The organism is Flavonifractor sp. An9, assembly GCF_002161245.1.
GTDB classification, from domain to species: domain Bacteria; phylum Bacillota; class Clostridia; order Oscillospirales; family Oscillospiraceae; genus Flavonifractor; species Flavonifractor avicola.
On record NZ_NFHC01000017.1, the window covers coordinates 13,882 to 37,055 of the forward strand.

24 protein-coding genes and 2 pseudogenes are annotated in these 23,174 nt (G+C 48.6%); 21 read left to right on the forward strand and 5 right to left on the reverse strand.

Annotated features, from left to right (window positions below):
• Positions 1-75: 75 nt before the first annotated feature.
• A complete protein-coding gene (locus B5G40_RS11140) occupies positions 76-1,488 on the reverse strand; it encodes a DUF4340 domain-containing protein (RefSeq protein ID WP_087399654.1) in 1,413 nt (470 codons plus the stop codon).
• Positions 1,475-2,626, reverse strand: a complete 1,152-nt coding sequence (locus tag B5G40_RS11145; protein WP_087399655.1) for a DUF7088 domain-containing protein — start codon at positions 2,624-2,626, stop codon at positions 1,475-1,477. The genes B5G40_RS11140 and B5G40_RS11145 overlap by 14 nt, the downstream gene beginning before the upstream one ends.
• Here B5G40_RS11145 and B5G40_RS11150 point away from each other — a divergent pair.
• Together B5G40_RS11150 and B5G40_RS11155 are read left to right on the forward strand one after the other, a co-directional pair.
• Positions 2,627-2,899: pseudogene (locus B5G40_RS11150) on the forward strand (tryptophan--tRNA ligase); the annotation flags it as partial.
• A 331-nt stretch (positions 2,900-3,230) separates the two neighbouring features.
• Positions 3,231-3,428, forward strand: a complete 198-nt coding sequence (locus B5G40_RS11155) for a helix-turn-helix domain-containing protein (protein WP_087399656.1) — start codon at positions 3,231-3,233, stop codon at positions 3,426-3,428.
• Between the two features lie 350 nt (positions 3,429-3,778).
• On the opposite strand, the gene B5G40_RS11165 is transcribed toward B5G40_RS11155, so the two are convergent.
• Together B5G40_RS11165 and B5G40_RS11170 are read right to left on the reverse strand one after the other, a co-directional pair.
• Positions 3,779-4,432, reverse strand: coding sequence for a hypothetical protein (locus tag B5G40_RS11165; RefSeq protein WP_087399657.1), 654 nt, complete (start codon positions 4,430-4,432; stop codon positions 3,779-3,781).
• A gap of 17 nt (positions 4,433-4,449) precedes the next feature.
• Positions 4,450-6,480 (reverse strand): DEAD/DEAH box helicase, encoded by a 2,031-nt coding sequence (locus B5G40_RS11170; protein ID WP_087399658.1) that lies wholly within the window; start codon positions 6,478-6,480, stop codon positions 4,450-4,452.
• 275 nt (positions 6,481-6,755) lie between these two features.
• On the opposite strand from B5G40_RS11170, the pseudogene B5G40_RS11175 reads away from it, so the two are divergent.
• A pseudogene (locus tag B5G40_RS11175) lies at positions 6,756-6,956 on the forward strand (helix-turn-helix domain-containing protein); the annotation flags it as partial.
• A 65-nt stretch (positions 6,957-7,021) separates the two neighbouring features.
• Here the strand turns inward: B5G40_RS11175 and B5G40_RS11180 are convergent.
• Positions 7,022-8,068, reverse strand: coding sequence for a Fic family protein (locus tag B5G40_RS11180; protein WP_087399659.1), 1,047 nt, complete (start codon positions 8,066-8,068; stop codon positions 7,022-7,024).
• A gap of 725 nt (positions 8,069-8,793) precedes the next feature.
• Here B5G40_RS11180 and B5G40_RS11185 point away from each other — a divergent pair.
• The 18 genes from B5G40_RS11185 (at position 8,794) to B5G40_RS11265 (ending at position 23,163) form a co-directional block, all read left to right on the forward strand.
• Positions 8,794-9,003: a helix-turn-helix domain-containing protein gene (locus B5G40_RS11185; protein ID WP_087399660.1), complete on the forward strand. Its 210-nt coding sequence runs from the start codon at positions 8,794-8,796 to the stop codon at positions 9,001-9,003.
• A 203-nt stretch (positions 9,004-9,206) separates the two neighbouring features.
• A complete protein-coding gene (locus B5G40_RS11190) occupies positions 9,207-10,040 on the forward strand; it encodes a hypothetical protein (protein WP_087399661.1) in 834 nt (277 codons plus the stop codon).
• Positions 10,041-10,080: 40 nt separating this feature from the next.
• Positions 10,081-11,190 carry a ComEC/Rec2 family competence protein gene (locus tag B5G40_RS16685; protein WP_143383407.1) on the forward strand — a complete coding sequence of 370 codons (1,110 nt, stop codon included), beginning with the start codon at positions 10,081-10,083 and terminating at the stop codon, positions 11,188-11,190.
• Between the two features lie 282 nt (positions 11,191-11,472).
• Positions 11,473-12,366: a DUF6017 domain-containing protein gene (locus B5G40_RS11195; RefSeq protein ID WP_087399662.1), complete on the forward strand. Its 894-nt coding sequence runs from the start codon at positions 11,473-11,475 to the stop codon at positions 12,364-12,366.
• 5 nt (positions 12,367-12,371) lie between these two features.
• Entirely contained in the window at positions 12,372-12,854 is a 483-nt protein-coding gene (locus B5G40_RS11200) for a PcfB family protein (protein WP_087399663.1), read from the forward strand.
• Positions 12,851-14,617, forward strand: a complete 1,767-nt coding sequence (locus tag B5G40_RS11205; RefSeq protein ID WP_087399664.1) for a VirD4-like conjugal transfer protein, CD1115 family — start codon at positions 12,851-12,853, stop codon at positions 14,615-14,617. The genes B5G40_RS11200 and B5G40_RS11205 overlap by 4 nt, the downstream gene beginning before the upstream one ends.
• A gap of 36 nt (positions 14,618-14,653) precedes the next feature.
• The gene (locus B5G40_RS11210; RefSeq protein WP_087399665.1) at positions 14,654-14,794 is read left to right on the forward strand and encodes a Maff2 family mobile element protein; all 141 of its coding nucleotides are present in this window, start codon (positions 14,654-14,656) and stop codon (positions 14,792-14,794) included.
• 172 nt (positions 14,795-14,966) lie between these two features.
• Positions 14,967-15,428 carry a hypothetical protein gene (locus B5G40_RS11215; protein ID WP_072852882.1) on the forward strand — a complete coding sequence of 154 codons (462 nt, stop codon included), beginning with the start codon at positions 14,967-14,969 and terminating at the stop codon, positions 15,426-15,428.
• Between the two features lie 261 nt (positions 15,429-15,689).
• The gene (locus tag B5G40_RS11220) at positions 15,690-15,968 is read left to right on the forward strand and encodes a hypothetical protein (RefSeq protein WP_072852880.1); all 279 of its coding nucleotides are present in this window, start codon (positions 15,690-15,692) and stop codon (positions 15,966-15,968) included.
• Positions 15,969-16,007: 39 nt separating this feature from the next.
• Positions 16,008-16,526 carry a hypothetical protein gene (locus B5G40_RS11225; protein WP_087399666.1) on the forward strand — a complete coding sequence of 173 codons (519 nt, stop codon included), beginning with the start codon at positions 16,008-16,010 and terminating at the stop codon, positions 16,524-16,526.
• 111 nt (positions 16,527-16,637) lie between these two features.
• Entirely contained in the window at positions 16,638-17,360 is a 723-nt protein-coding gene (locus B5G40_RS16690) for a hypothetical protein (RefSeq protein ID WP_143185511.1), read from the forward strand.
• Positions 17,361-17,631: 271 nt separating this feature from the next.
• Positions 17,632-18,306 (forward strand): hypothetical protein, encoded by a 675-nt coding sequence (locus B5G40_RS16695; RefSeq protein WP_072854003.1) that lies wholly within the window; start codon positions 17,632-17,634, stop codon positions 18,304-18,306.
• Between the two features lie 566 nt (positions 18,307-18,872).
• Positions 18,873-19,271: a plasmid mobilization protein gene (gene mobC, locus B5G40_RS11240; RefSeq protein WP_044960461.1), complete on the forward strand. Its 399-nt coding sequence runs from the start codon at positions 18,873-18,875 to the stop codon at positions 19,269-19,271.
• The gene (locus tag B5G40_RS11245; protein WP_087399667.1) at positions 19,243-20,868 is read left to right on the forward strand and encodes a relaxase/mobilization nuclease domain-containing protein; all 1,626 of its coding nucleotides are present in this window, start codon (positions 19,243-19,245) and stop codon (positions 20,866-20,868) included. Before mobC ends, B5G40_RS11245 begins: the two co-directional genes overlap by 29 nt.
• A complete protein-coding gene (locus tag B5G40_RS11250; protein WP_082430360.1) occupies positions 20,858-21,244 on the forward strand; it encodes a cysteine-rich VLP domain-containing protein in 387 nt (128 codons plus the stop codon). Before B5G40_RS11245 ends, B5G40_RS11250 begins: the two co-directional genes overlap by 11 nt.
• Before the next feature lie 112 nt (positions 21,245-21,356).
• Positions 21,357-22,115 carry a phage replisome organizer N-terminal domain-containing protein gene (locus B5G40_RS11255; protein WP_087399668.1) on the forward strand — a complete coding sequence of 253 codons (759 nt, stop codon included), beginning with the start codon at positions 21,357-21,359 and terminating at the stop codon, positions 22,113-22,115.
• Entirely contained in the window at positions 22,112-22,954 is an 843-nt protein-coding gene (locus tag B5G40_RS11260; protein WP_087399669.1) for an ATP-binding protein, read from the forward strand. The genes B5G40_RS11255 and B5G40_RS11260 overlap by 4 nt, the downstream gene beginning before the upstream one ends.
• A gap of 14 nt (positions 22,955-22,968) precedes the next feature.
• A complete protein-coding gene (locus B5G40_RS11265; protein ID WP_087399670.1) occupies positions 22,969-23,163 on the forward strand; it encodes a transposon-encoded TnpW family protein in 195 nt (64 codons plus the stop codon).
• Positions 23,164-23,174 lie beyond the last annotated feature (11 nt).

The window sequence follows — 23,174 nt, forward strand, 5'->3', positions numbered from 1 at the left end:
GGCGTTTGATGTTTTTGCTTTTTCTTTCCCGCACCCTACAAGTTTCCGAACATTTCTTTCAGTTTTCTTACAGGGTCAGCTTTCTCCCAGCACCACGGCATACACTGCCTCCTGCAGGTCCACCACCTGGCTTCTGGTCACCAGGGCGGTGGACTGGCCGTCCACCACGGCCAGACAGTAGGCGCCGTCATAGCGGTAGAACTGGATGCTTACGGTGGGCTCCCCCTCCAGGGACAGGTGGAGGGTAAAGGAGATCTCCTCCTGTCCGGTGGGCTCCTCTTCGGTAAAGCGGTCGGCGGTCAGGGCCTGGAGGGCGTCGGGCAGGTCGCTGGTCTCCAGCTCCTGCTCCCCGTAGGACCAGGTCCGCTCCTCCCCCTGGCCGCTGGCGGTGACGGTATAGGAGGTGCCGTCCAGGGTCACGTCCACCTGAGACACATTCTCCAGGTCGGCGGGCAGGATCTCCTTGTGCCGCAGGGTGTCGTAGGAGGCGTCCATCAGAGCACGGTATTCCTGGGTGGTGATCTTGTAGATGATGGGGGAATCATCCACCCGGGCGTAAGCGGTGACCTCCTCTTCCTCGCCGGTCTCCGTTTCGGCGTCGGCCTGGGTGTCGTCCCACCGCTCCGCCGGGGCACGGCTCACCGCCAGAGACACGGTGTGGGCGGTCTCGTTGCCGTCCTCATCCTGGGTGGGGTAGTCCAGCGTAATGGTGCGCTCCGGATCGTCCAGGCCGTAGGCGGCCAGGTCATCCTCCCCGGCGTTGTAGGTCATATAGCCGGTCAGATTCAGAGAACTCAGGGTGTACAGGAAGTCCTCCACCAGGCCGGTATCCAGCGGCTGGACCTCTCCGTCCACCGTGACGAAATAGTGGTCCTCCTCCCGGTAGCTGGCGCTCTCCTCCTGCCAGGTGATCTGGAGGGCGTCCTCACCCTGGATGCTGATCTGGTCCGCCGTCTCCACATAGGGCAGGCTGTCGTTGGCGATCAGGTCGGACAGCGCCACGCCAAAGGCGTCCAGGGGGTCCTCCTGCACCAGATAGACGTTGCCGTCCCCGATGGACACATACCGCTGGGAATCCATGGTGCTGAAGTCGCCCAGCTGGATCTCATAGCTGGCGTCCCCGGTGGTGAGCCGGATGGTGCACACCGGGTCGTCCAGGCCGTACTGGCCGTAGTCCTCCACCTCCTCGATGATAAAAGAGACGCCGAAGGACTGAAACACCTCCAGCAGGGTGCTGATGGCGTCCTCATCCACCGGGAAGGTCTCGTCGGCGTCGTAATACCACGCGTCGTCCCGGTGGAAGGCCAGGTTCTGGCCCTCATAAGTCCAGGACAGGGCGGTCACCGATTCCTCCGGAATTTCCAGAATGACCTGGTCGCTGGTTTTGATCTGTTCCTTGTGTTCCTGGTAGCGGCTGACACAGAAGGTCACCACGCACACCGCCGCCAGGACGCCCAGCAGCAAAAGAAGCTTTTTAGACCGGCTCATGCTGCATCCTCCTTCTCTTGACCACCACACCGATGCCCACAGCCAGATAGATCAGAGGGAACACGCCGATCATGGTCACCTTCAGCAGGGAGGCGGTGGACTCGTTGATGGTCAGGTAGTTGTAATTCAGGGACTTGCTGCGGATGGACATGGCCTCCCGCTCGCCGATGAGCTGGGAGAGGGCGTTCATGGTCAGGTTCACGTTGGCCCCGGAGGAGTAGGCATTGTACCCGTCGTCCAGGAACAGAGAGGAGGAGAACCATACCATCTCTCCGCCGTCGTTCCGCTCCACCGACACCGCCACAGCAAAGGGTCCGTCCATGTCCCCCTCCTCCTCGTCATAGGTGGTCATCTCATAGCCGGACACCTTGCTGAAGGCGCTGTCCGAGGTGGTGAGCAGTTCGGTGACGGTGGCACCCGAGGCGCTGCCGCTGACGGTCAGGCCGGTGGCCACCGGCACGATGGGATAGTAGTTCTCGTCGATGAGGGGCTGGGTCTCGATGTTGTCCTTCTCCAGCTGCTCCTGAAACGTCTGGGGCAGTTCCGCCTCCCCGTGGCCCTCCAGCAGGTAGAGCTGAGGCAGCTCGTCGCTGACCACATAGTCGATGGCGGAGGTGATGGCTCCCTCGCCGTCGAAGGAGGCGCTGGTGTAGCCGTAGGAGTAGAAGTCGGTCTCATAGAGATAGATGTCGCTGTAGGAAATATAGCAGCTCTTGTCCCCGCACTCCACGATCAGGCTGTTGTTGGTCACCGTCTCATCGGTATACTGCTGGGTGAAGGTGGGGTAGACGTCGGGGTTTTTCTTGACCACCGAAATGTGGCCGGACAGGCTGTCGTATTTGTCCAGCAGATTCTCCACAATGGGGTCCTCCTCGTCAGCCTGGACGATCCAGTAGATGGTTACGTCCTCCTCCAGGGCGTTGACCACCGACTTTGTGTTGCTGGTGATGGAGTACAGCTGAGACGAGCTGATGTCGAACCGGGTCAGGCTGGTGGGCAGAATGGACACCAGCACGTTGACCACCACCAGCAGGGCCAGCACGATGGCGGAGATGGCCAGGGCATAGGAGCCGCCCTGGAAGGCGATCCTGCCCCGCCCCTTCCCGCCGTTTGGATTCAAATGCACCGGCAGTTTCATCACTATCAGAGAGGCGGCCTGGGAGACGTGAAGATCAAGAAGTTTTTAAACAGCATCATTCAGGAGGAGCTGGCCCCCATTCGGGCCAGAAGGAAGGAATACGAGAAGGATATTGGGGCGGTTTATGACATTCTCAAAGCGGGCAGCGCCGAGGCCCGGGCTATCGCCCAGGTCACCCTGAACGAGGTCAAGGCCGCCATGAAAATCAACTACTTTGATGATCCGGGGCTCATCGAAGCCCATAAGGAAAAATATAAAAACGGAACGTTCTGAGCTGAGAGGGCAAAGAAAAACCGCAGCAGGCCCGGCATGGGGTCTGCTGCGGTTTTTGGCACGCCTGAGGGGATTCGAACCTCCGACCTACCGCTTAGGAGTTTGGCGTGCCCAATGCCGTACGGAACGGACATAATTTATGGTGATTCCTCGTTCGTGATATATTTTGAGGTACAAGGTTTTTGTGGTGCAATTTGCACAAAATGCCGTGTACTGCCGCGCTTTTTAAGACGGCCAATTAGCAAGCTCTTAGCAGGAATCGCCTTGCCCACAACGTCTTTTCATCACACTCTATCACCTTGTCACTGAACAAATTCATGGAGGTCATACAATGGAAAATCATGAAAAGCGTCCGTTGCCGGAGGCGCGCACCTATACCGTGGAAGATATTGCGGCCATGCTCAACATTGGGCGCACATCGGCCTATACTCTGGTAAAGGAAGGTCACTTTAAGACCGTGCGGATCGGCACGGCGATCCGCATTCCTAAGAAGTCGTTCGATGAATGGCTGGAGGAACTGGAACTGTAGGATTGATCAGCACATGTTCAAAGAGCCGCCGTAGGTTTAAAACTACGACGGTTCTTTAGCATCTGTTGCTTGCCAAATAAATTGCTATGGTTTCCTGTGAATGACATCGCAGGAATCCTAGGTATGATAAATAGAATGTTCTCGGCATCGGCCGCACTTCGGCCTATAAACTCACAAACTCCGGATTGTCCAAGACGATCCGCATCTTCAGAAAGTCCTTTGAGGATTGGCTGAAGATGAAGGGGCTGGACGAAGAAACTAAATAACTGGTAGAAACGCCATAGGTTTCAAAACCATGGGATTCTTTGATAGTAGGTAAGCAGGGAAAATATTCACCATATTATACATTCCTAGACAACATATTTGCATTCTGTAAGTATATTTACTAAATCTATGAACCACTCACTTTCTACACTATGTTTTAGCCCCAATTTCATAGTGCCATTTGAAGAAAAAAATATATCCAAATGGTGTTCAGGATGCATTGCTCCATTTTTATGCTCCACATCGTGATCATATCGCAAATATCCGGGCTCAAACAACATAAGATGTTTTACAAGTTCACATACACCTTCTAAATCAATGTTTTCCCATTCGTTTTCTATAATCTCCTGTAGCATCTTTTCATTAACATTTTCTAGTGTTCCATTAAAAAGATCTTCTTGCTCCAAGATAGCTAATAGTAATGAACTCGTAATACTATCAAATTCAAAGTAATCTTTAAAACTAATAGATATTGAATTGTCTTCCGGATTTACGCCCACATAAAAGGGAAAGCGAAACGAAAATATTTTGTCTTTGACGCAAAAGAACAGACGACTCATTTTATCAATATACAAAATTAGCTTTTTATCTTCTACAATCTTAGTTGTATCTGCGGCAGGATTAAGAATTAAAAATTTTACGGTATGAGCTAATAACCTTAACAAATCGCCTTTTGTGCGAATTGGCGACATTGCCTTGTCATATAGCAAATCAGAAAGCTCAAATTCAAATTTTTTCATACTATATTTCACCGCTATTATAAATAAGCAGAAATCATTTTACTCGTACGATCCTGAATCTCAACTTCAGTCATTGAACCTTCTTCGCCAATAAGCTCTAGCATTGCGTCTACAATACGCCGTTTACTTTTTGTAGTTAACTCTGGATACTTGACAAAAACTTCTTCAATCACTTCCCTGAGAGGCCGTTGATTCTTAGTGACCGCAATACTAACTTTTTGATTTTGCATTTTCTTCTCTTCTTCAGGAGGTTCATGCAAGCACATAACTCCGCTATCGCTTATAGATTTGGCCGCAGCCTTATAAATAGAAATAAAATCAGCATTAGAATCCATGTTATTGATAAGAAAATATGATGTTATAAAAGAGCGCGTTAATATCATATAGATTGTATTTCGAGCAAAAACATTATCTGTAATTTGGCCACGCACAAGACAGATTACAAATGGAAATTCCAATCCTTTAATATTATTTCGATTGCTAATAAAAACTGCATCTCTTGTGCTGTCCTTAGTTTCGTAGCCTTTAACTGCTTTCCATGAATATTTCTTGTGGATTGTTATTGCAAGAGAATCTGCGAGGGTATAGTTAGATTTAAGTCCTCCTTCTAAAAATACAATTGCAATGTCTCCTGCATGAACTGTGGGGTGATTACTCCGAATGGAATCAATAATATTTATTATAGCATCTTCCATCCTCTCATTTTCACCGTCACTACTTACAACTTCAATATTATTAATATTCGAAGTATCCAAATCCTCAAATCTTCTTAGAGGAATTCGTGACAGGATAAAATTCGATTTCTCTCGCTTAATTTTATAGCCACAAGAAATCCATTCATCATCATCAAGCCAACGGATTACGGGGGATTCATAAAGTCCCATTCCTACGGCATGTGCAAACATCAGTGTTTTGGGATCTGTCCGATAACATTTATTTAGAAGATAATCACTTTGAACTGACTGATTAATCGTTCGATCATAAATATCTTGGAATATATCCCCCGCCAGATAAACTGTATATTTAGTAACTAACTCACATAGTTCGAAAAAGCTTTGAGGAAAATCCTGGCTTTCATCAATTAATACATAATCAAAGCAGGGCTCAAAGTCTTGTATTGCTTGTAGTTCTTGAATTGCAAGATTACAGACTGCATCAAACTGCCATTGATAAGAATAAGAATGAAACTCCAGTTTATAGTTTGAACAGATATAACTGTAAACTCCAGTATTGGGTTGTCCTCTAGATCCCCAGCTGGACATGACCCAAAGGCGCTCATCCCATTTAATCTGTTCATCAACCTTCATAAAGTTAAAAAAGTCTGGAATTCGGATCTTCATGCTTTTCGCAAGGACTTTATTAAAGCAGGTAAACACAATTTTGGAGGATTTGTTTTTTGTATATAAGTCTTTCAACTTATGCAGTAGCAATTCTGTTTTTCCTGTACCAGCTAAACCTTGAATGGTTATTCTTTTTTGAGCAGACGGTTGAGAATATATGAATCTGCTTTGGTCACCATCAAATAGAATAATTTTCTTTTTAACTTGATCTAATATAGTTGACGGACTTTCTCCTCCGATTCTGCTAATATCATTTATACTTCCAATGAGCAATGAAAGCAGAAATTCCGCATTGCGTTGCTCAACTGTACTATTTAGTTTGCATTTATCCAAAATATCCTCAACACAGGAAATATCAGAAATTTGCATATATGCGGTAAGAGCTTTTTTCCAGGCTCTTGGACGCCCTAACTGCTCTCGATATTCAAATTTTTCGGATAAATATCCTAAATCTTCTATAAAATCCTCACAAAACTCCTCAAACGAGTCTTGATCTTCCTTTAGATTTACAAAGCATATTTTTTGCTTTGGCATCAAGATGACAACAGCATCATTAAACTCATACTGTGCAGATGCATCTATTCCTAGTGGTGCATTAATAACATAAGTCTGGACAGATTTTTCCTCGGAAAATTGTGAAAGCAATTCGATTAAATTAGAGTTAAACTCGTTTTTTTCCACATTACAGAAAAAAAGACTGTGATCCATAGTACTAACCTCGCTAATTCCACAAGAGATGTTGGTATTAAAGCATCCGCTATAATTGATTTGTGCACCTTCACAAATTGAATATTAAAGTTATTATACCATTTGGTTTCATTGACAACAACACCCTTCTTGCCCTATATTATATAATTTTACTTCAGCCATAGGTTTCATGCCCATGGCTTTTTGTATGCCCAGATCAATCTCTCATTTGTCACCTATTTAATGTATACTTATGTGGTCAACACTTTTCAAGAACGCCGAAAGGAGGTGCTAATATGGCGATATTTCGCATTGAGAAAACCCACGACTACACGGTGATGTCCAACCACCACCTGCGCAACGCGGGGCTGTCGCTGAAATCCAAAAGGCTACTCTCCATGATGTTGTCCTTGCCGGAGGACTGGAATACACTACCAAGGGGGCTGTCCAAAATCTGCAAGGAGGGCACGGACAGCATCAGCTCCGCTTTGAATGAACAGACATGTGCCAGGTACATCGCACAGCTGTCTCCAGGATAGCAGTGCACGACTGATGAAGGGAATCATTTTAATCTGTAATAGCAAATATTCTTCCCAGAGCCCTCCCGTTTCAGTTCACCGGATGCCACCAATTTCCGCAGTGCCCCTTCGATGGAACTGATGCTGAGCGAAGGGCAGAGTTCCCGGATGTCCTGCTTCGTAAACCGGCCGATTTTCTCCATGGTCGCCCGGCGCACAGTCTCCAGGGCAGGGAGTCTGGTCTCCACCAGAGCAAAGCGATCTTCGAAATCCTTGTAGGCGGAAAGAATGGTCCCCAGCAGATACTTGATGAACGGAACCACATCTTCGGTGCCTTCGTGCCACCCAATTTGCGCCTGGCGCAAGACATCATAATAGAGGTCCTTATTTTTGGCGATCTTGGCCTCCAGCGAGATATACTTGCCCACATAGAACCCGCTGCGGTAGAGCAGCAGTGTGGTCAGCAAACGGCTCATTCTGCCGTTTCCGTCGTTGAAAGGGTGGATACAGAGAAAGTCGTGGATGAACACAGGAATGACGATCAGCGGCTCCACTTCCATGTTCCCAATGACCCGGTTGTACTCCTCGCAGGTCCTGTCCAGGGCCTCCGGCGTTTCATAGGGAGCCAGTGGCGTAAACAAGGTCTCCACATGGCCGTCGGGATAGGTGGCGCTGATGTAGTTCTGCACGCTTTTGGTCCTGCCCGCCATGGGATTGTTCATGTGGCTATAAAGGATCTTGTGGAGCTGCAGGATGTAGTTCTGGGTGATGGGGATGGTGTCAAAGTTCTCGTGGATGAGGTTCAGCACGTCCCGATAACCTGCAATCTCCTGTTCGTCCCGGTTTCTCGGCGTTGTTTTCTCCTCCACAAGCTGCCGGATACGGGTGTTTGTGGTCACGATGCCCTCAATGGCATTGGATGCCTCGGTGCTCTGCACCTTTGCGATCTCTACCAGTTTCTCCAATTCCTCTGGCCGCTGTTTCAGGTACAGTTCCTGCTTTCCGGCTTCTTTATAGATCGCCGCGACCAGGCCCAAAATCTCCGAGTCCCACTTCTGCTCCCGGATCGCAGAGTAGTTGAATGCACGCATACCCTTACGCCCTCCCTTATTTCCTTAAATTTTAGCAAAAAATAAGGGGAATATCAACTCGCGGAAAGAACTTTCCCTTAATATTATGCCAAATTCAAGGGATTATATACGCCTGTAAGGGAAAATCAACCGTATTCCTGCCATGGTTTGCGCCTGTGGCTTTTTTCATGTCCGTTTCTATCACTCATCCCTAAAGCTGTACTGAAAGGAGTCAATCTCATGTTTTTTCTTCCGCAATCGGTGGCGAGGTTGCCGCCCATAGGTTTCTCCTATCTAGAACATCTAGGCTCTCCAGTCAGGGCCTTCCCCTGCAAAAACTCTATTTTCAAACCGCAAAAAGAGATGATCGCTTTTCCACTGCGTACGGGCATATAATTGGCTATATTTTGTCTTTTGTGCATAACGCCCGCAATTTCACTGGAAAGGACGGCATGGCACGGGACAATGTAATACGCTATGGATTATACAGAAAAGTGGTGAAATACCACTTGCGTTTAGGAGTACGGCGTACCATTTCGTAAATTGTTCATATCATATCTTCCCGTGTTGTTTCTTCGCAAATTGTGCTGCCTGGAGGCAGGTCAATTTGCACAAAAACCCCTGAAATATGCTGCCTTACAACGGCTTTTCAAATGTCGTATTAGCAAGGTATTAGCAGGAACCCCTTGTGACAGGGGGCTTTCAGGGGCCATTTCAAAATGCTATTAGCAAGGGAGGATCATTTTATGAGCACCAAAGAAAAAGGGACACCCCAAAGCAGAACATACACCGTGAATGACATCGCAGCCATTCTCGGTATCGGCCGTGCCTCGGCCTATAAACTCGCCAACTCCGGATTGTTCAAGACGATCCGCATCGGCAACATGATCCGCATCTCCAGGAAGTCCTTTGAGGATTGGCTGAAGGCAGAGGGGCTGGGCGATGAAAGTGAATAAGAATTAAGGGACTGACATACTATTAATAATCTATGTCGATCTATATTTTGAAGATATATTGATTCCAATAACCCCCCAATATATAGTTGTAATTATCGACAAATTATATTTTCGATTTTTGTGCGTTTACATGGAATATAAATTATTTTAGAGGTAGTGCATTTTTCCTTAAAATGTTATAATGTGCTTAGAGGTGATAGGTTATGGCAGACGGTAACGCACCCAAAAGAGTATTCTTACGAAAAGTCTTATACCGGATTGACTTTCAATTAATAACTGAAAAAATGCAAGAAGATCTATTTGATTTTGTTGGGCAACAATTTGGAGAATTTTTTTCCTCTCATGACCAAGAGATGGAAAATTCTATTGGGATTGAGATAAACCCTAACCAAATTGAACAATCTAGACTAAATCAGAAAGCTCAACCTGTTTTTGTTTTTTCTTGCCCGCAAACTCCGGATTGCGATGGGCGACAATTAAAAATAGGGAGAACATTTTTGTTTTTAGAGTTGACGCTGACCTTACAATCGATGAAAATTCCATATTACGAATGGATGTCGGCAATAGTCAATCACCTTTTTGAGAATCGTATGTTTAGATTGTCACGCGTCGGGTTAAGAAAATTCAATTCTTTCTTCCTTTTAGATGAGCACAAAGATGTAGTAAATGATTTGTTTACCATTCAGTATTTGTCGCAAACAGATAGTGAAGGCTTTGATTTGGATAGTTTTCAGGAAATGCAGGTTTATAATAATCTACCGTATACTTTAAAATTCCAAAAAAACTATTCAAGCGGCAATCTGAACAATGAGAGTCTAGGAATTGTAAATCACCCTGCACATTTAATTGCGTTTGACTTTGACCTGTTTACTACTGATTTAGACGAATTAAACGAATTTGCTAAAGATGCAAAAATCGGTTTAGAGAAAATGAACCGTTTGATTTACGAATTTTTCATTAAAACTCTTAAACCCGACATTGTTGATAGAATTAACACAGGCGATTTACTAGAAGACTATCATATTATTCCCTTTTAATTTGAGGTGAATTAAATGATAAAGCAAAAATATACTTCTCATGGGGATTATTTTTCTGTTTTTACACCACGGCAATCTAAACAGAAAGTTGCACAAGAGAGGATGTCTGGCAGCACCAAGAGTCAATTTTTTACAACAGAGAAACACAGAGGAACTTCGGGGACATCGGCATTTATTTGCATGGACGCCCGAAGAAAATATAAGTACAATGATAAATAATCCATTGTTTAAGCAATATTACCAACAATTGACTTGCAAAATCTTTATTTTAGGACATCCATCTCAAGGTGAAAGCATCGTATTTGCTCTTTATGGAGATAAACGAATTATATATTCATGTGTAGTAGATTCGTTTGTTCAAAATGATAGAGTTGTTCCTAAAGATTTATTATATGGTTTAGGCGTAGATAAAATAACCGACTTGTTTTGGACGCATCCCCATGATGATCATTCTAATGGTTTGGTGGAATTAATTGAGACCTTTACTCCACAGAGCATTTATATCCCTATTGAATTGCAGAGATTACCTGAAAATAATCGGAGTCTATCAGCAAGCGTATTAGAACATATCAACAAGTATAAGGGATATGACCGTCGATGTAAACATCAGCCACGAGTACAAGGTCTGGCGGCAAATATGTACTTATATAATGAATACCTTTCTGTGGGGCAATACACTGTTCCATTTCAACTTTTTGCAGCAGCACCCTGTAGTGGAAAGGTTCGGAAAAATGCTGTTGATGGAAATTACTCAACATTAAATGATTATTCTGTTGTGTTAGAATTAATAGTTGGAGATTTTTCTGTTTTTCTTACAGGTGATGTTCAAAACAGAATGGTTGGTTTTATGTCAGAAGAATTGTCTATGTCGATTCCAACCCCCAATATTTTGAAAATCCCTCACCATGGCTCTAAAGATTCAACAGATATCATAAATCTTTTTAGTGACGATTGGTTAACTGACATAGCGGTCACAACAGCAAAACGTAGTAGTGACTTACCAAGAGACGAGGCGCTACAATATTATAATTCGTGTTGCGAAAAAGTGTTCAGAGTTGTGCCAACCGCCACTAATAATGCAATCTGGGGAGTAGAAGTCAACATACTAAATGGTACAATCACACAGATCCTCAACGAAAATTTTGAGTGAAAAACCGCCGCAGGTATGTCCCGCGGCGGTTTTTATTAATACAAATCCCAATATTATACGAAATATTATATTCTTATCTAAATGCCATGGTTTAATCTCTATGGCATTTTTTCATGTCAAAAACTGCACCGAAAGGCGTTTAAAATTCCATGTTTATTCTTCCACAATCAGCCGAAAGGACACCGCCCATAGGTTTTCCCTTCCAGGGTATCTGGTCGGTATAGAGGTCGTCTTTTCCCCCAAAATAAACACTTTTCCGAACCGCCGAAAGGAGGTGATAACATGGCGGTATTTCGCATTGAGAAAACCCGTGACTACACGGTGATGTCCAACCACCACCTGCGGAATGCGGGGCTGTCGCTGAAATCCAAAGGGCTGCTCTCCATGATGCTGTCCTTACCGGAGGACTGGAACTACACCACCAAGGGCCTGGCCCAAATCTGCAAGGAGGGCACGGACAGCATTGGATCAGCTCTGAAGGAACTGGAGCACGCCGGATACATAGTCCGCAATCGGCTGCGGGACAGCAAGGGCAAGATCGTGGATGTGGAGTATGTCATCTACGAGACGCCTCATCCCCCGGACACGGGCCAGCCGTGTGAGGACGAGCCGGATACGGCTTGTCCAGATACGGAAAATCCGGATATGGATAACCCATGTCTGGAAAACCGGCCGCAATTAAATAAAGAGAAAAGAAATCCTGAAGAACCAAATACTGATTCACCAAGTACGGAAGGATCAAATCCTATCCAATCAAGCCCCCAAACCCCCGCGGGGGCTAACCGGACCGGACGGGACTGGATGCGGGAGCGAGAGAGCTATCGGGAATTGATTTTGGAGAACATCGAGTATGACATCCTCGTACAGAACGAGCGCATGGATCGTGAGCGTCTGAACGAGCTGGTGGAGCTCATGGTGGACACGGTTTGCTCCCATCGGGAGATGATCCGCGTTGCCGGGGACGACTATCCGGCGGAGGTGGTCAAATCCCGGTTCCTGAAGCTGAACAGTTCCCACATCGAGTATGTGCTGGACCGTATGCGGGAGAACACCACTTATGTCCGTAACATCAAGAAATATCTGCTGGCTGCCCTGTATAACGCCCCGGCCACCATCGGCAGCTATTACACTTCCCTGGTGAGCCATGACCTGTACGGCGGCGGAGAAAGGAGGTAGTGCCTATGCAGGAAGAAATCACCCAGGGCGCGGTCTCCCTCTCGGTGGAGGCGGGCAAGATGACCGCGGACCTGCTCCAAAAGGCCCTGAAGAAGGTGCTGGAGGAGATGCAGAAAAAGCCCTCCCAGCGCACCCTCCACCAAGGAAAGCAGACCCTGCACCAGCTCAAACAGCATGGGGCCTCCCTGACCAACATCGAGATCACCGAACAGAACATCAAGGCGTTTTCCGTGGTGGCGAAAAAGTATGACATCGACTATGCCCTGAAGAAGGACCCCACCACGGCCCCCCCGCATTACTATGTGTTTTTCAAGGCGAAGGATAAGGACCAGCTCCAGCCGGCCTTCAAGGAGTTCACCGCCATGACCCTGGATCGGGAGAAGCGCCCCACCATCCGGGAGCGGCTGGCCCAGGCTCAGGAACAGTCCAAGACCAAACACTGGGAACGGGAGAAGGTCAAGACCAAGGACCGGGAGGTGGCACGATGACCGATAAGCTGAAAAAGCAGCTCATCCTCAACCTTCCGTATCTCGTCTTTGTGTATCTCTTTGACAAGCTCTGCCAGGGCGTGCGGCTGGCTCCTGGGGTTGACGCCTCGGAGAAGCTGCTCCATATCGGGCAGGGCTTTTCAACGGCCTTCACAAGTCTGGCGCCCAGTTTCCATCTGCTGGACCTGTGCGCGGGTGCCGCCGGCGCGGTGCTGATCCGGCTGGCGGTCTACTCCAAGGGCAAAAACGCCAAGAAATACCGCCGCGGCATTGAGTACGGGAGTGCTCGTTGGGGCACACCGGCCGACATCGCTCCCTACATAGATAAGGACTTCTCCCAAAATGTTCTCCTCACCCAAACGGAGCGGATCACCATGTCAAGCCGCCCCAAGGAGCCCAAGTACGCACGGAACAAAAACATCCTGGTCATCGGCGGTTCCGGCAGCGGCAAGACCCGATTTTTCGTCAAGCCCAACCTGCTTCAATGCCATTCCTCGTATGTGGTCACGGACCCGAAGGGCACCATCTTACAGGAGGTCGGCGCCCTGCTGGAGCGCAGGCAATACCGTATCAAAAGTCTGAACCTTATCAATTTCAAAAAATCCATGAAATACAATCCCCTGGCGTATATCCGCAGCGAAAAGGACATTTTGAAACTGGTGAACGCCCTCATTCTCAACACCAAGGGTGAGGGCGAAAAGAGTTCCGAAGATTTTTGGGTCAAAGCCGAGCGGTTATACTATTCTGCCCTCATCGGCTACATTTGGTATGAGGCGGAGCCGGAGGAGCGCAACTTCATCACCCTGCTGGACCTTATCAACGCATCGGAGGCCAGAGAGGATGACGAGGAGTTTCAGTCCCCGGTGGATCTGCTGTTTGCCAAGCTGGAAAAGGAGCAGCCGGATCATTTCGCCGTGAAGCAATACCGCAAATTCAAGATGGCTGCCGGCAAAACTCTGAAATCCATCCTGATTAGCTGCGGTGCCCGCCTCTCTCCCTTTGACATTCAGGAACTGCGGGACCTTATGGCGGAGGACGAACTGGAGCTGGACACCCTGGGAGACTGGAAATCGGCGCTGTTCGTCATTCTCTCCGACACGGACAGCACCTTCAATTTTGTGGCGGCGCTCATGTACTCCCAGCTTTTCAACCTTCTGTGTGACAAGGCGGACGACTTCTACGGCGGCCGCCTGCCGGTTCATGTGCGGTGCCTCCTGGACGAGTTCGCCAACATCGGGCAGATACCTAACTTTGACAAGCTGATCGCCACCATCCGGAGCCGGGAGATCTCGGCTTCTATTATTTTGCAGTCACAAAGTCAGTTAAAGACCATCTACAAGGACGCCGCAGACACCATTGTGGGCAACTGCGACAGCACCTTGTTTTTGGGAGGCAAGGAGAAATCCACCCTGAAAGAAATCTCGGAGCTGCTGGGCAAGGAGACCATCGACAGCTTCAATCAATCCGAGAACCGGGGCAGCCAAGTCTCCCACGGTCTTAACTATCAGAAATTGGGAAAGGAGCTGATGACACAAGACGAACTGGCAGTAATGGACGGAGGCAAATGTATTTTCATGCTGCGGGGCGTGCGCCCGTTCCTTTCGGACAAGTACGACCTGACCAGGCATCCCGATTACAAATATACTGCCGACGCCGACAAGAAGTACCTCTTTGATATGGAACGGTACATGAAACGCAGACCGGCCATCGTGAAGCCGGACGAGCCTTTCGAGATGTACGAATTGAAAGCGACCGACCTTTAACCTGATAATTCCAACGAACGAAAGGAGAATTGACCTATGGATTTCTTTGCAAAGTCGATTGAGGTTTTGCAAACTTTGGTTATCGCGCTGGGCGGCGGCCTGTGCGTGTGGGGCGGCATCAACCTTCTGGAAGGTTACGGTCAGGACAACCCCGCCTCCAATGCTCATGTGTCGTAAAGTAGCACAAACAAGAGAGCAGATAGCCACCCCATTATTCTGTAAAATATTTCATAATTGACTGGTAGAAATATTATTTCCAGAGTGCTAAAATGAAATATAATGCAAGCAATAAATTGGAATGTATTGTGGATTAAGAAGATCAGAAAATCGGAAAATATAGGAGTGCGCCATGTTAAAAATTGGAAAGTTTGTATTTGAAGATGATTGGACTCATAGGCGGAGTAGTCTTATGTATTTCAAGAGAAATGAAGATGAAGCGCCGTCATGGTCTGTAGATATAGGATTTGCTAAGGGAGATTATAATGGAGAGGAAATATTACCTTCTCTTTGCATAAATCCAATAGACACTAAAAAAGAATCAATTGCAGATTTGGTGGGAGAATCTTTTTCGGTAATGACAACAGATGAAAGCTATGATAGAGAAGATTCATTTTATATTTATGAACATGAACCTTTAGCTGATTACAAATTAGAAATTCTTGAAATAGACTCTGATAAAGCTCATATAAAATGTAGTGGAACGCTTATAGTAGACGGATATAAGGAACCACCTATAAAAGAAAAATTTGAAATTGATAGCTGGATACCCGTTATTGAGTCAGTTAAAGATTGGGAAAAATTTGGGCTATAGACATAAATACCATACTTGAAATTTATAAAGATGATATTTCCCTTGCGCATGGATTGGAGATTATCCCAACGGGCAAGCCGTAGTGCTATAATAATACGCCTTTATCGGAGAGATCATCGAGCCAACTCGCCCTATTGCTACTCGCAAACCCATATCTGCGATTTGGCAGGATTGGTGGCAGCGTACTTCCAGCTCTTGGCCCGGAGGCCAGAAAAGAACAAGGGATAGAGCGATAAATCGGAATTTGAAGGAGCAATAAATATGGAATTTCCTTTTTATGACGCACCGAATACTGCTGCAATTATTTGTTGTCACATAATAGAGAGTAAGTCCCCTATTTTGTATGTATCGCACGATGAAGACGATGGAATGTGGCAGTTTCTATGTGGACAAGTACATACAACAGATGAAGCAAAATTAGTATCTTTGAGATGGGTTTTTGATTTTGATCATTCTGTCGGCGTTTTAGCGGATATGCCTTGCGGCTACTATGCCCAAAGAAAAAACCGAGATGATAGTTGGACAATTAAAAAACAATAGCTTCCCATTTATCAGTGAAAAAGAAACGGAGGTGAGCGCATGGCAAAACTAAAACCTATCGCTTTTGCCGTTGGGATCATGCTGTTGATTGGGGCGGCGCTATGCCTTTATTTCAGTTTGCGGAACCTGTCCTCTATCCGGCCTGCGTCAGCTTATGAGGACATGGGTGTTCACATTTTTGTGCCGGAGGAAGTTTATCCTGTACAGAGGGAGAACCACGCTACCGGGCGGCAGAAGCGCAATCATCCCACTACGACTGTCTACATCGTGCGCTATCGGGCGGAGGACGGGAGCGGCTATCAGTACAAGTACGAGTCTGGCTCTGTGGAAAGCACCGCACAGAGTATTTTGGAAGCGGACGAGCCGATAGAGCGCCGTGTTCTGTCCATCCCTGATGAGGACGGCTACATCACCATCGGCGCAGACGAAACCGCACAGACCTACGAAACCAGACAGAAGCGCACCTATTGGACGATTGCCGGGGTATCTGCGGCCTATCTGCTGGTATGGCTTGCGGTCAATGGGCTGCTGCTCTATAAACGGCGCAAAAGAATGTAAACCAATTTAGCTTCTTGCCGGGAATGAAAAAGGTAATCCGCCGCAAAACGGAAGAATAAACGAAGCGACAAATCGGAAGTTGGCAAGATAAAGAGGATGGAATAAAACAAAATGGAAGGCGGAAAATTTGATTTCAAAAAGGCGCAGCGGGAATTGATCCGCAAGGAACTGCGACCTATCCTATACGAATATGGATTTGTCTTGTGCGGCCCGACCGCATATATCAGAGAGCGCGGCGGCCTGCTGCAGGAATTTTATTTCAAGGTCGAGGTCAGTAAGCTGCGCCCCTGGGTAAGCTATCGCCCAGTGTTTGATGCGCGGCCCATCGTGAGCTTTGGCTCGGATGGGCCGAACGGCGCAAAGTATGAGAACCCATATAGAGGGTTTCGTTGGTGTTCTATCGATTACTGGTATACGGAGGACGATGTGCTGAAAGAAAAATATTACCAGCGCCAGTTTCTCCCCCAATTTGAAGCGTTAAAAAGCAGTATCGTAAACGGTCTGCTACCCGAGATGGACGCGATGCGTTCACTGGATGATTTTATACAGCTTTACGAGTCGTGTGGGAAACTGTTTGGAGAACCGATTCGCCACTACGATATATCCCACACATATTTTCCATTTATATCCGGTGTACATGGAGCCTCGGGGAAGAAGCGGATGGAATTGATCCTTTCAGAAATGGGCGGGACTTGGCTACCTACCCTTCCCAAAATCGTAAAGAAATATTTGGAGTCACATATGGGTGGGATGGATACGGACAGCGAGGCGGACAGGATATTCCATGCGTATTGCAATCAAGTGCGAATAGCGTATAAACTTGATGTTAAATGACAAAATAAGATACTCCGTTTTATGATACGACAATTCCCGTTTGTCGGGGAAATAGCAAAGCCAGCCGAGCCAGTCAACGGTCAAGATGAACGGGCTGTGCCCGCCGTTGACAGCCCCGCCCGCCTTTGCTGACAGGAAATCAAGGGAGCAACATCCTAAAATGCTGTCGCTCCCGACCATGATGGGAATAAATGTAGAAAAAGCACTATGAAATACCCCGCAAGTGCTACAATTAATATTTTATGTAATTTGAAGTTCGTGAGGTGATGGAATGAGTAAAATAGATGAATTTGAACAAAAAATCATCAAGCACGGAATGACCGATGAAGATTTTCTTGAATATGGAAAGTTGTTAAAACGAGTTCGAGGCAATCTTCTAAAACGCCAACATTGTTATACAACAGCCATTCAATTCTCCGATGAATATGCTGAACAGGCTGTTAAGTTAATACAATATGGACTTGAAAACTTTGAAGATGGCTGGTTTTCCACATACACCTCTTATTTGTATATAGGACATATCTATGAAAAAGCAAGAAATTATCGAAAGGCTTACGAATCCTATTTGTTAGCGAAAGATGCCCTTGAATTAAACCGAGAAGAATATGTAAATGAACTGTCCAAAGATCTTTTATGGGTGAAACTGCATATAGATTCCTTTTGTTACTCAGCCGAACTGGAAGATTATTACTCTTGTTATTTAGCAACTGATGAGTTTTCAAGAGCATTTGTAAACAGTGAATTTAGATTAGCTGTTGCGAACATCATAATTTCTTTACATCACGGAAGGACTGATGAAGCCAAAAGGTCGCTTGCCATCGCAAAAGAAATATGCGAACCACATTATAGGGGGAAATTGCATAGTATTCTTGCAAAACACAAATATTACGAATCACTAAATGCAACACCCGAATCAATTACATTTGTTAAAAGTATTCAGATATAAATTACTGTTTTCTGCTGATATAAATTGAATATCGACCAAGCGGCAACACCACAGATTTTTTGAAATCCGTGGTGTTTTTTTGCGCCCATTTTTGGCAGAACAGGCAAGGCGGTGGTGTTAAGAGTGAACAGGAAAATTTTCTGTCTGCCCGGTTGCCAATTCTCGTTTTTTTGTATTACAGAGAGTGAAAAAGGCTTTCTCCGGCATCAGGTAGGAAGTTCGGTGTCTGTCGCCATTTTAGCGAAAACGGGCAGGAATGTCCTTTGCCGGATTATTAGTAGCAGAAAAAGAAAAGCAGCTTGCCAAAACCGGCTCTTGATGAACGAGTAGTAGGCAAAGGAGAAATGAATTTTTCTGGTTGCGATTTTCCGAAAAAGTGGCGGACGGAAGTGAGAGGAAGTTTGCAGTCACGGAGAGCAAGTTTCTACCACGGTGCCAAAATCCGCAATTCTGCGGTTTTGCCCCTCGCGGGAAACTTGTTGGGGAGTGCCTTCCCCAAACCCTGCTTTGCGGCTTGCGCCGCTTATCCCCGCCGCGCTCATGCGGCAAGAAAGGAGGTCACGACCATGCGAAAGAAATACAACACACCCCACCGCAGCCGCGTTGTGAAAACCCGGCTGTCCGAAGATGAATACGCCGACTTCACAGCGCGGCTTGCGCCCTATGGTATCAGCCAGTCGGAATTTCTCCGGCAGGCGATACGGCGCACCACCATACGCCCCGTTATCCATGTGTCAGCGGTCAATGACGAACTGCTCTCCGCTGTCGGGAAGCTGACCGCCGAGTACGGCAGGATCGGCGGCAACCTCAATCAGATTGCCCGGTATCTGAATGAGTACGGCGCACCCTATAACGCCCTCTCCGGCGAGGTACGCGCCGCCATAGCCGACCTTGCCGCCCTCAAGTATGAAGTCTTACAGAAAGTAGGTGACGCAGTTGGCAACACTCAAGCATATCAACTCTAAAAATGCCGACTACGGAGCCGCCGAACAATACCTGCTTTTCGAGCATGACGAGTTTACCATGAAGCCCGTCCTTGATGAAACCGGCAGGCTTATCCCCCGCGAGGACTACCGGCTGTCCACGCTGAACTGCGGCGGGGAGGATTTTGCCGTTGCCTGTATGCGGGCAAATCTCCGCTATGGGAAGAACCAGCGGCGGGAAGATGTGAAAAGCCACCACTATATCATCAGCTTTGACCCACGGGACGGCCCGGACAACGGCTTGACCGTAGACCGGGCGCAGGCATTGGGCGAGAAGTTTTGCGCCGAGCATTTCCCCGGCCACCAAGCCCTTGTATGCACCCACCCGGACGGGCATAACCACAGCGGCAATATCCATGTGCATATCGTCATTAACAGCCTGCGGATAGAGGAAGTCCCGTTCCTGCCCTACATGGACAGGCCAGCCGACACGAAAGCCGGTTGCAAGCACCGCTGTACCGACGCTGCCTTGCGCTACTTCAAGTCCGAAGTCATGGAAATGTGCCACCGGGAGGGGCTTTACCAAATCGACCTCTTGAACGGCAGCAAGAACCGCGTCACAGACCGGGAGTATTGGGCGCAGAAAAAGGGACAGGCCGCGCTGGACAAGCAGAACGCCCCCATGATTGCAGACGGTATCACGCCCCGGCAGACCAAGTTTGAAACGAACAAGGAGAAGCTGCGGCAGACCATACGCGCCGCGCTGTCTACAGCGGCCTCATTCGAGGACTTTTCCTCTCTGCTGCTGCGGGAGGGCGTGGCCGTCAAGGAGAGCCGGGGGCGGCTTTCCTACCTTACGCCGGACAGGACAAAGCCCATTACCGCCCGGAAGCTGGGTGACGACTTTGACCGCGCCGCTGTCCTTGCCGTTTTGGAGCAGAACGCCGCCAGAGCCACAGAAAAGGCCGCGGCCATACTCGAATACCCCCGGCGTGGGAAAACCGGCATACAGCCCACAAAAGCCCCTCAAACCGCCCCGAAACAGGACGGTGTGCAGCGGCTTGTGGACATTGAGCAGAAGAAAGCCGAGGGCAAAGGCCGGGGCTATGAACGCTGGGCGACCATGCACAACCTCAAACAAATGGCCGCGACGCTGAATGTGTATCAGGAATACGGCTTCACTTCCCCGGAGCAGTTGGAAGCCGCCGTTGATACCGCCTATCAGGAAATGCGCCAGACCAGCGGCAAGCTGAAAGCACTGGAAACGAAGCTGCAAGGGAAAAAGGAGTTGCAGCGGCAGGTACTTGCCTACGCCAAGACCAAGCCCGCCCGCGACGGGCTGAAAGCGCAGAAATCCGAGAAAGCCCGCGCCGCATACCGGCAGGCACATGAGAGCGATTTTATCATAGCCGACGCAGCCGCCCGGTATTTCCGGGAGCATGGCATTACCAAGCTGCCCGCCCGGAAAGCGTTGCAGGACGAGATCGAGCAGCTTGTTTCCAAGAAATCCAGCCTGTATAACACCTACCACGAACAGAAGCAGCGGTACACGGAGTTGCAGACCGTCAAGCGGAACATCGACCAGATTTTGCGCCGGAGCGAGCCGCACCGCAGAAAGGAGCAGAGCCATGAGCGATAAGCTGCCGAGAATGGACTACCGCCAGCACCGGCGGGCGCGGCGGCTGGTGCATGAGTGCTGTAACTACGACGAGGGGAACTGCCTGCTGTTGGACGACGGGGAGCCTTGCGTATGCGTCCAGAGCATTTCCTTTTCCCTCATGTGCCGCTGGTTCCGTGTGGCTGTCCTGCCCCTTGACGGGGAGCTGGCCGCAGCCCTTTTGTACCGGGGGAGCCGGAAACGGTGTGCGGTCTGCGGCGCGGCATTTGTCCCCAAATCCAACCGGGGAAAATACTGCCCCGACTGCGCCGGACGCATGAAGAAAATCAAAGCCGCCGAGAGAAAGCGGAAACAAAGGCAGAGATGTCACGCTTTAGAGCCTTTCAAACCCGCATAAATCAAGGCTTTTTTCGTGGGTGTCAAAGGGTGTGCGATACATTTATCCTTTTCCCCCGGAAACGGCGTTCTAAATGCGTACAAACGCCCCAAATCCACCCAAAGGAGGAACCATGTCAGACAACCGAAAATACTACTACCTCAAGCTGAAAGAGAATTACTTTGACGAGGACGCTATCGTGCTGCTGGAAAGTATGCAGGACGGCATCCTCTATTCCAACATTCTCTTGAAACTGTACCTGAAATCGCTGAAAAACGGCGGGAAGTTGCAACTTGATGAAAATATCCCCTACACCGCGCAGATGATTGCCACCATTACCCGCCAGCAAGTCGGCACCGTAGAGCGAGCCTTGCAGATTTTTATGAAGCTGGGGCTTGTGGAGCCGTTGCAGAACGGCGCGCTGTATATGAGCAACATTGAACTGCTGATCGGCCAATCCTCTACCGAGGGGGAGCGGAAACGGCGGGCAAGGCTGGCTTTGCAGGAACAAAAAGCCTTGCCAAAGGCTGGGGCGGACAAATGTCCACCATATCAAGCGGACATTTGTCCACCAGAGATAGAGATAGAGAAAGAGATAGAGATAGAAAAAGAGAGAGAGCGAGAGTTAGATACGGGACAACCCGCCCGCGCTGCCTATGGCCGGTATGAAAATGTCTTTCTTTCGCAATCAGAACTGGACGGGCTGAAAGCAGAGCTGCCCGACAAATGGAACTACTACATTGACCGGCTATCCTGCCATATCGCGTCCAGTGGCAAGCGATACCGTAGCCATGCCGCCACAATCTACAAATGGGCGCAGGAGGACGCAGCCAAGAAAGCCCCGAAAAAGGGCATACCAGACTACTCATGCAAGGAGGGCGAGAGTTTATGAAGAACGAAATCAACGCTGCTTTGGAGAATATGACGGCCACCACCCCGGAGCCGGAGGACTACACCGGCGAGGACGGTTTACTGTACTGCGGCAAGTGCCGCAAGCCGAAAGAAGCCTATTTTGCGCCGGATAAGGCCGCTATTTTTGGCCGTGACCGCCACCCGGCAGAGTGCGACTGCCAGAGAGCTGCCCGCGAGGAACGGGAGGCCGCCGAGAAGCGGCGCAGGCACCTTGACACCGTGGAAGAACTGAAACGCCGTGGCTTTACCGACCCCACCATGCGGGACTGGACTTTTGAGAACGACAACGGCAGGAACCCGCAGGCCGGGATTGCCCGCCGGTATGTGGAACACTGGGAGGATATGCGAGCCGACAATATCGGCTGCCTGTTCTGGGGCGGCGTAGGAACCGGGAAAAGCTACCTTGCGGGCTGTATCGCAAATGCCCTCATGGAGAAAGAAATCCCCGTCCTCATGACGAACTTTGCCCTTATCCTCAACGACCTTGCCGCCAGCTTTGAGAACCGCAACGAGTACATTTCCCGCCTTTGCCGCTATCCGCTGCTTATCATTGACGACTTCGGCATGGAGCGCGGCACCGAGTACGGGCTGGAACAGGTTTTCAATGTGATTGACAGCCGTTACCGCAGCGGCAAGCCGCTGATCGTCACGACCAATCTCACGCTGGACGACCTGCGGAACCCGGAAGACACCGCCCATTCCCGGATTTATGACCGCCTGCTTTCCATGTGCGTCCCGGTACGCTTTACCGGCGACAACTTCCGGCAGGAAACCGCGCAGCGGAAAATGGAAAGCATGAAGAAACTGATTACCGACTGAAAGGAGTATTGCCTATGACAGATAACAAGCAGCACGACACCCTCACCGCCCGCCGCCCCGACTGCGTGACGGAAATTCGCATGGGCAATTCCGTCCTTGTCGTGTCCGGCTATTTCAAGAAAGACACCACGACCACCGCCGCCGACAAAATGGCGCGGGTACTGGAAGCGGAAGCCGCTGCTACACAGGAGCCGACTTATCCGGCGTGAACCGGGGCATG

Bases quoted from the DNA above. Each gene is read 5' to 3' on its own strand.
- B5G40_RS11140 (WP_087399654.1), bottom strand. From the start codon at position 1,488: ATGAGCCGGTCTAAAAAGCTTCTTTTGCTGCTGGGCGTCCTGGCGGCG.
- B5G40_RS11145 (WP_087399655.1), bottom strand. From the start codon at position 2,626: ATGAAACTGCCGGTGCATTTGAATCCAAACGGCGGGAAGGGGCGGGGC.
- B5G40_RS11155 (WP_087399656.1), top strand. From the start codon at position 3,231: ATGGAAAATCATGAAAAGCGTCCGTTGCCGGAGGCGCGCACCTATACC.
- B5G40_RS11165 (WP_087399657.1), bottom strand. From the start codon at position 4,432: ATGAAAAAATTTGAATTTGAGCTTTCTGATTTGCTATATGACAAGGCA.
- B5G40_RS11170 (WP_087399658.1), bottom strand. From the start codon at position 6,480: ATGGATCACAGTCTTTTTTTCTGTAATGTGGAAAAAAACGAGTTTAAC.
- B5G40_RS11180 (WP_087399659.1), bottom strand. From the start codon at position 8,068: ATGCGTGCATTCAACTACTCTGCGATCCGGGAGCAGAAGTGGGACTCG.
- B5G40_RS11185 (WP_087399660.1), top strand. From the start codon at position 8,794: ATGAGCACCAAAGAAAAAGGGACACCCCAAAGCAGAACATACACCGTG.
- B5G40_RS11190 (WP_087399661.1), top strand. From the start codon at position 9,207: ATGGCAGACGGTAACGCACCCAAAAGAGTATTCTTACGAAAAGTCTTA.
- B5G40_RS16685 (WP_143383407.1), top strand. From the start codon at position 10,081: ATGGGGATTATTTTTCTGTTTTTACACCACGGCAATCTAAACAGAAAG.
- B5G40_RS11195 (WP_087399662.1), top strand. From the start codon at position 11,473: ATGGCGGTATTTCGCATTGAGAAAACCCGTGACTACACGGTGATGTCC.
- B5G40_RS11200 (WP_087399663.1), top strand. From the start codon at position 12,372: ATGCAGGAAGAAATCACCCAGGGCGCGGTCTCCCTCTCGGTGGAGGCG.
- B5G40_RS11205 (WP_087399664.1), top strand. From the start codon at position 12,851: ATGACCGATAAGCTGAAAAAGCAGCTCATCCTCAACCTTCCGTATCTC.
- B5G40_RS11210 (WP_087399665.1), top strand. From the start codon at position 14,654: ATGGATTTCTTTGCAAAGTCGATTGAGGTTTTGCAAACTTTGGTTATC.
- B5G40_RS11215 (WP_072852882.1), top strand. From the start codon at position 14,967: ATGTTAAAAATTGGAAAGTTTGTATTTGAAGATGATTGGACTCATAGG.
- B5G40_RS11220 (WP_072852880.1), top strand. From the start codon at position 15,690: ATGGAATTTCCTTTTTATGACGCACCGAATACTGCTGCAATTATTTGT.
- B5G40_RS11225 (WP_087399666.1), top strand. From the start codon at position 16,008: ATGGCAAAACTAAAACCTATCGCTTTTGCCGTTGGGATCATGCTGTTG.
- B5G40_RS16690 (WP_143185511.1), top strand. From the start codon at position 16,638: ATGGAAGGCGGAAAATTTGATTTCAAAAAGGCGCAGCGGGAATTGATC.
- B5G40_RS16695 (WP_072854003.1), top strand. From the start codon at position 17,632: ATGAGTAAAATAGATGAATTTGAACAAAAAATCATCAAGCACGGAATG.
- mobC (WP_044960461.1), top strand. From the start codon at position 18,873: ATGCGAAAGAAATACAACACACCCCACCGCAGCCGCGTTGTGAAAACC.
- B5G40_RS11250 (WP_082430360.1), top strand. From the start codon at position 20,858: ATGAGCGATAAGCTGCCGAGAATGGACTACCGCCAGCACCGGCGGGCG.
- B5G40_RS11255 (WP_087399668.1), top strand. From the start codon at position 21,357: ATGTCAGACAACCGAAAATACTACTACCTCAAGCTGAAAGAGAATTAC.
- B5G40_RS11260 (WP_087399669.1), top strand. From the start codon at position 22,112: ATGAAGAACGAAATCAACGCTGCTTTGGAGAATATGACGGCCACCACC.
- B5G40_RS11265 (WP_087399670.1), top strand. From the start codon at position 22,969: ATGACAGATAACAAGCAGCACGACACCCTCACCGCCCGCCGCCCCGAC.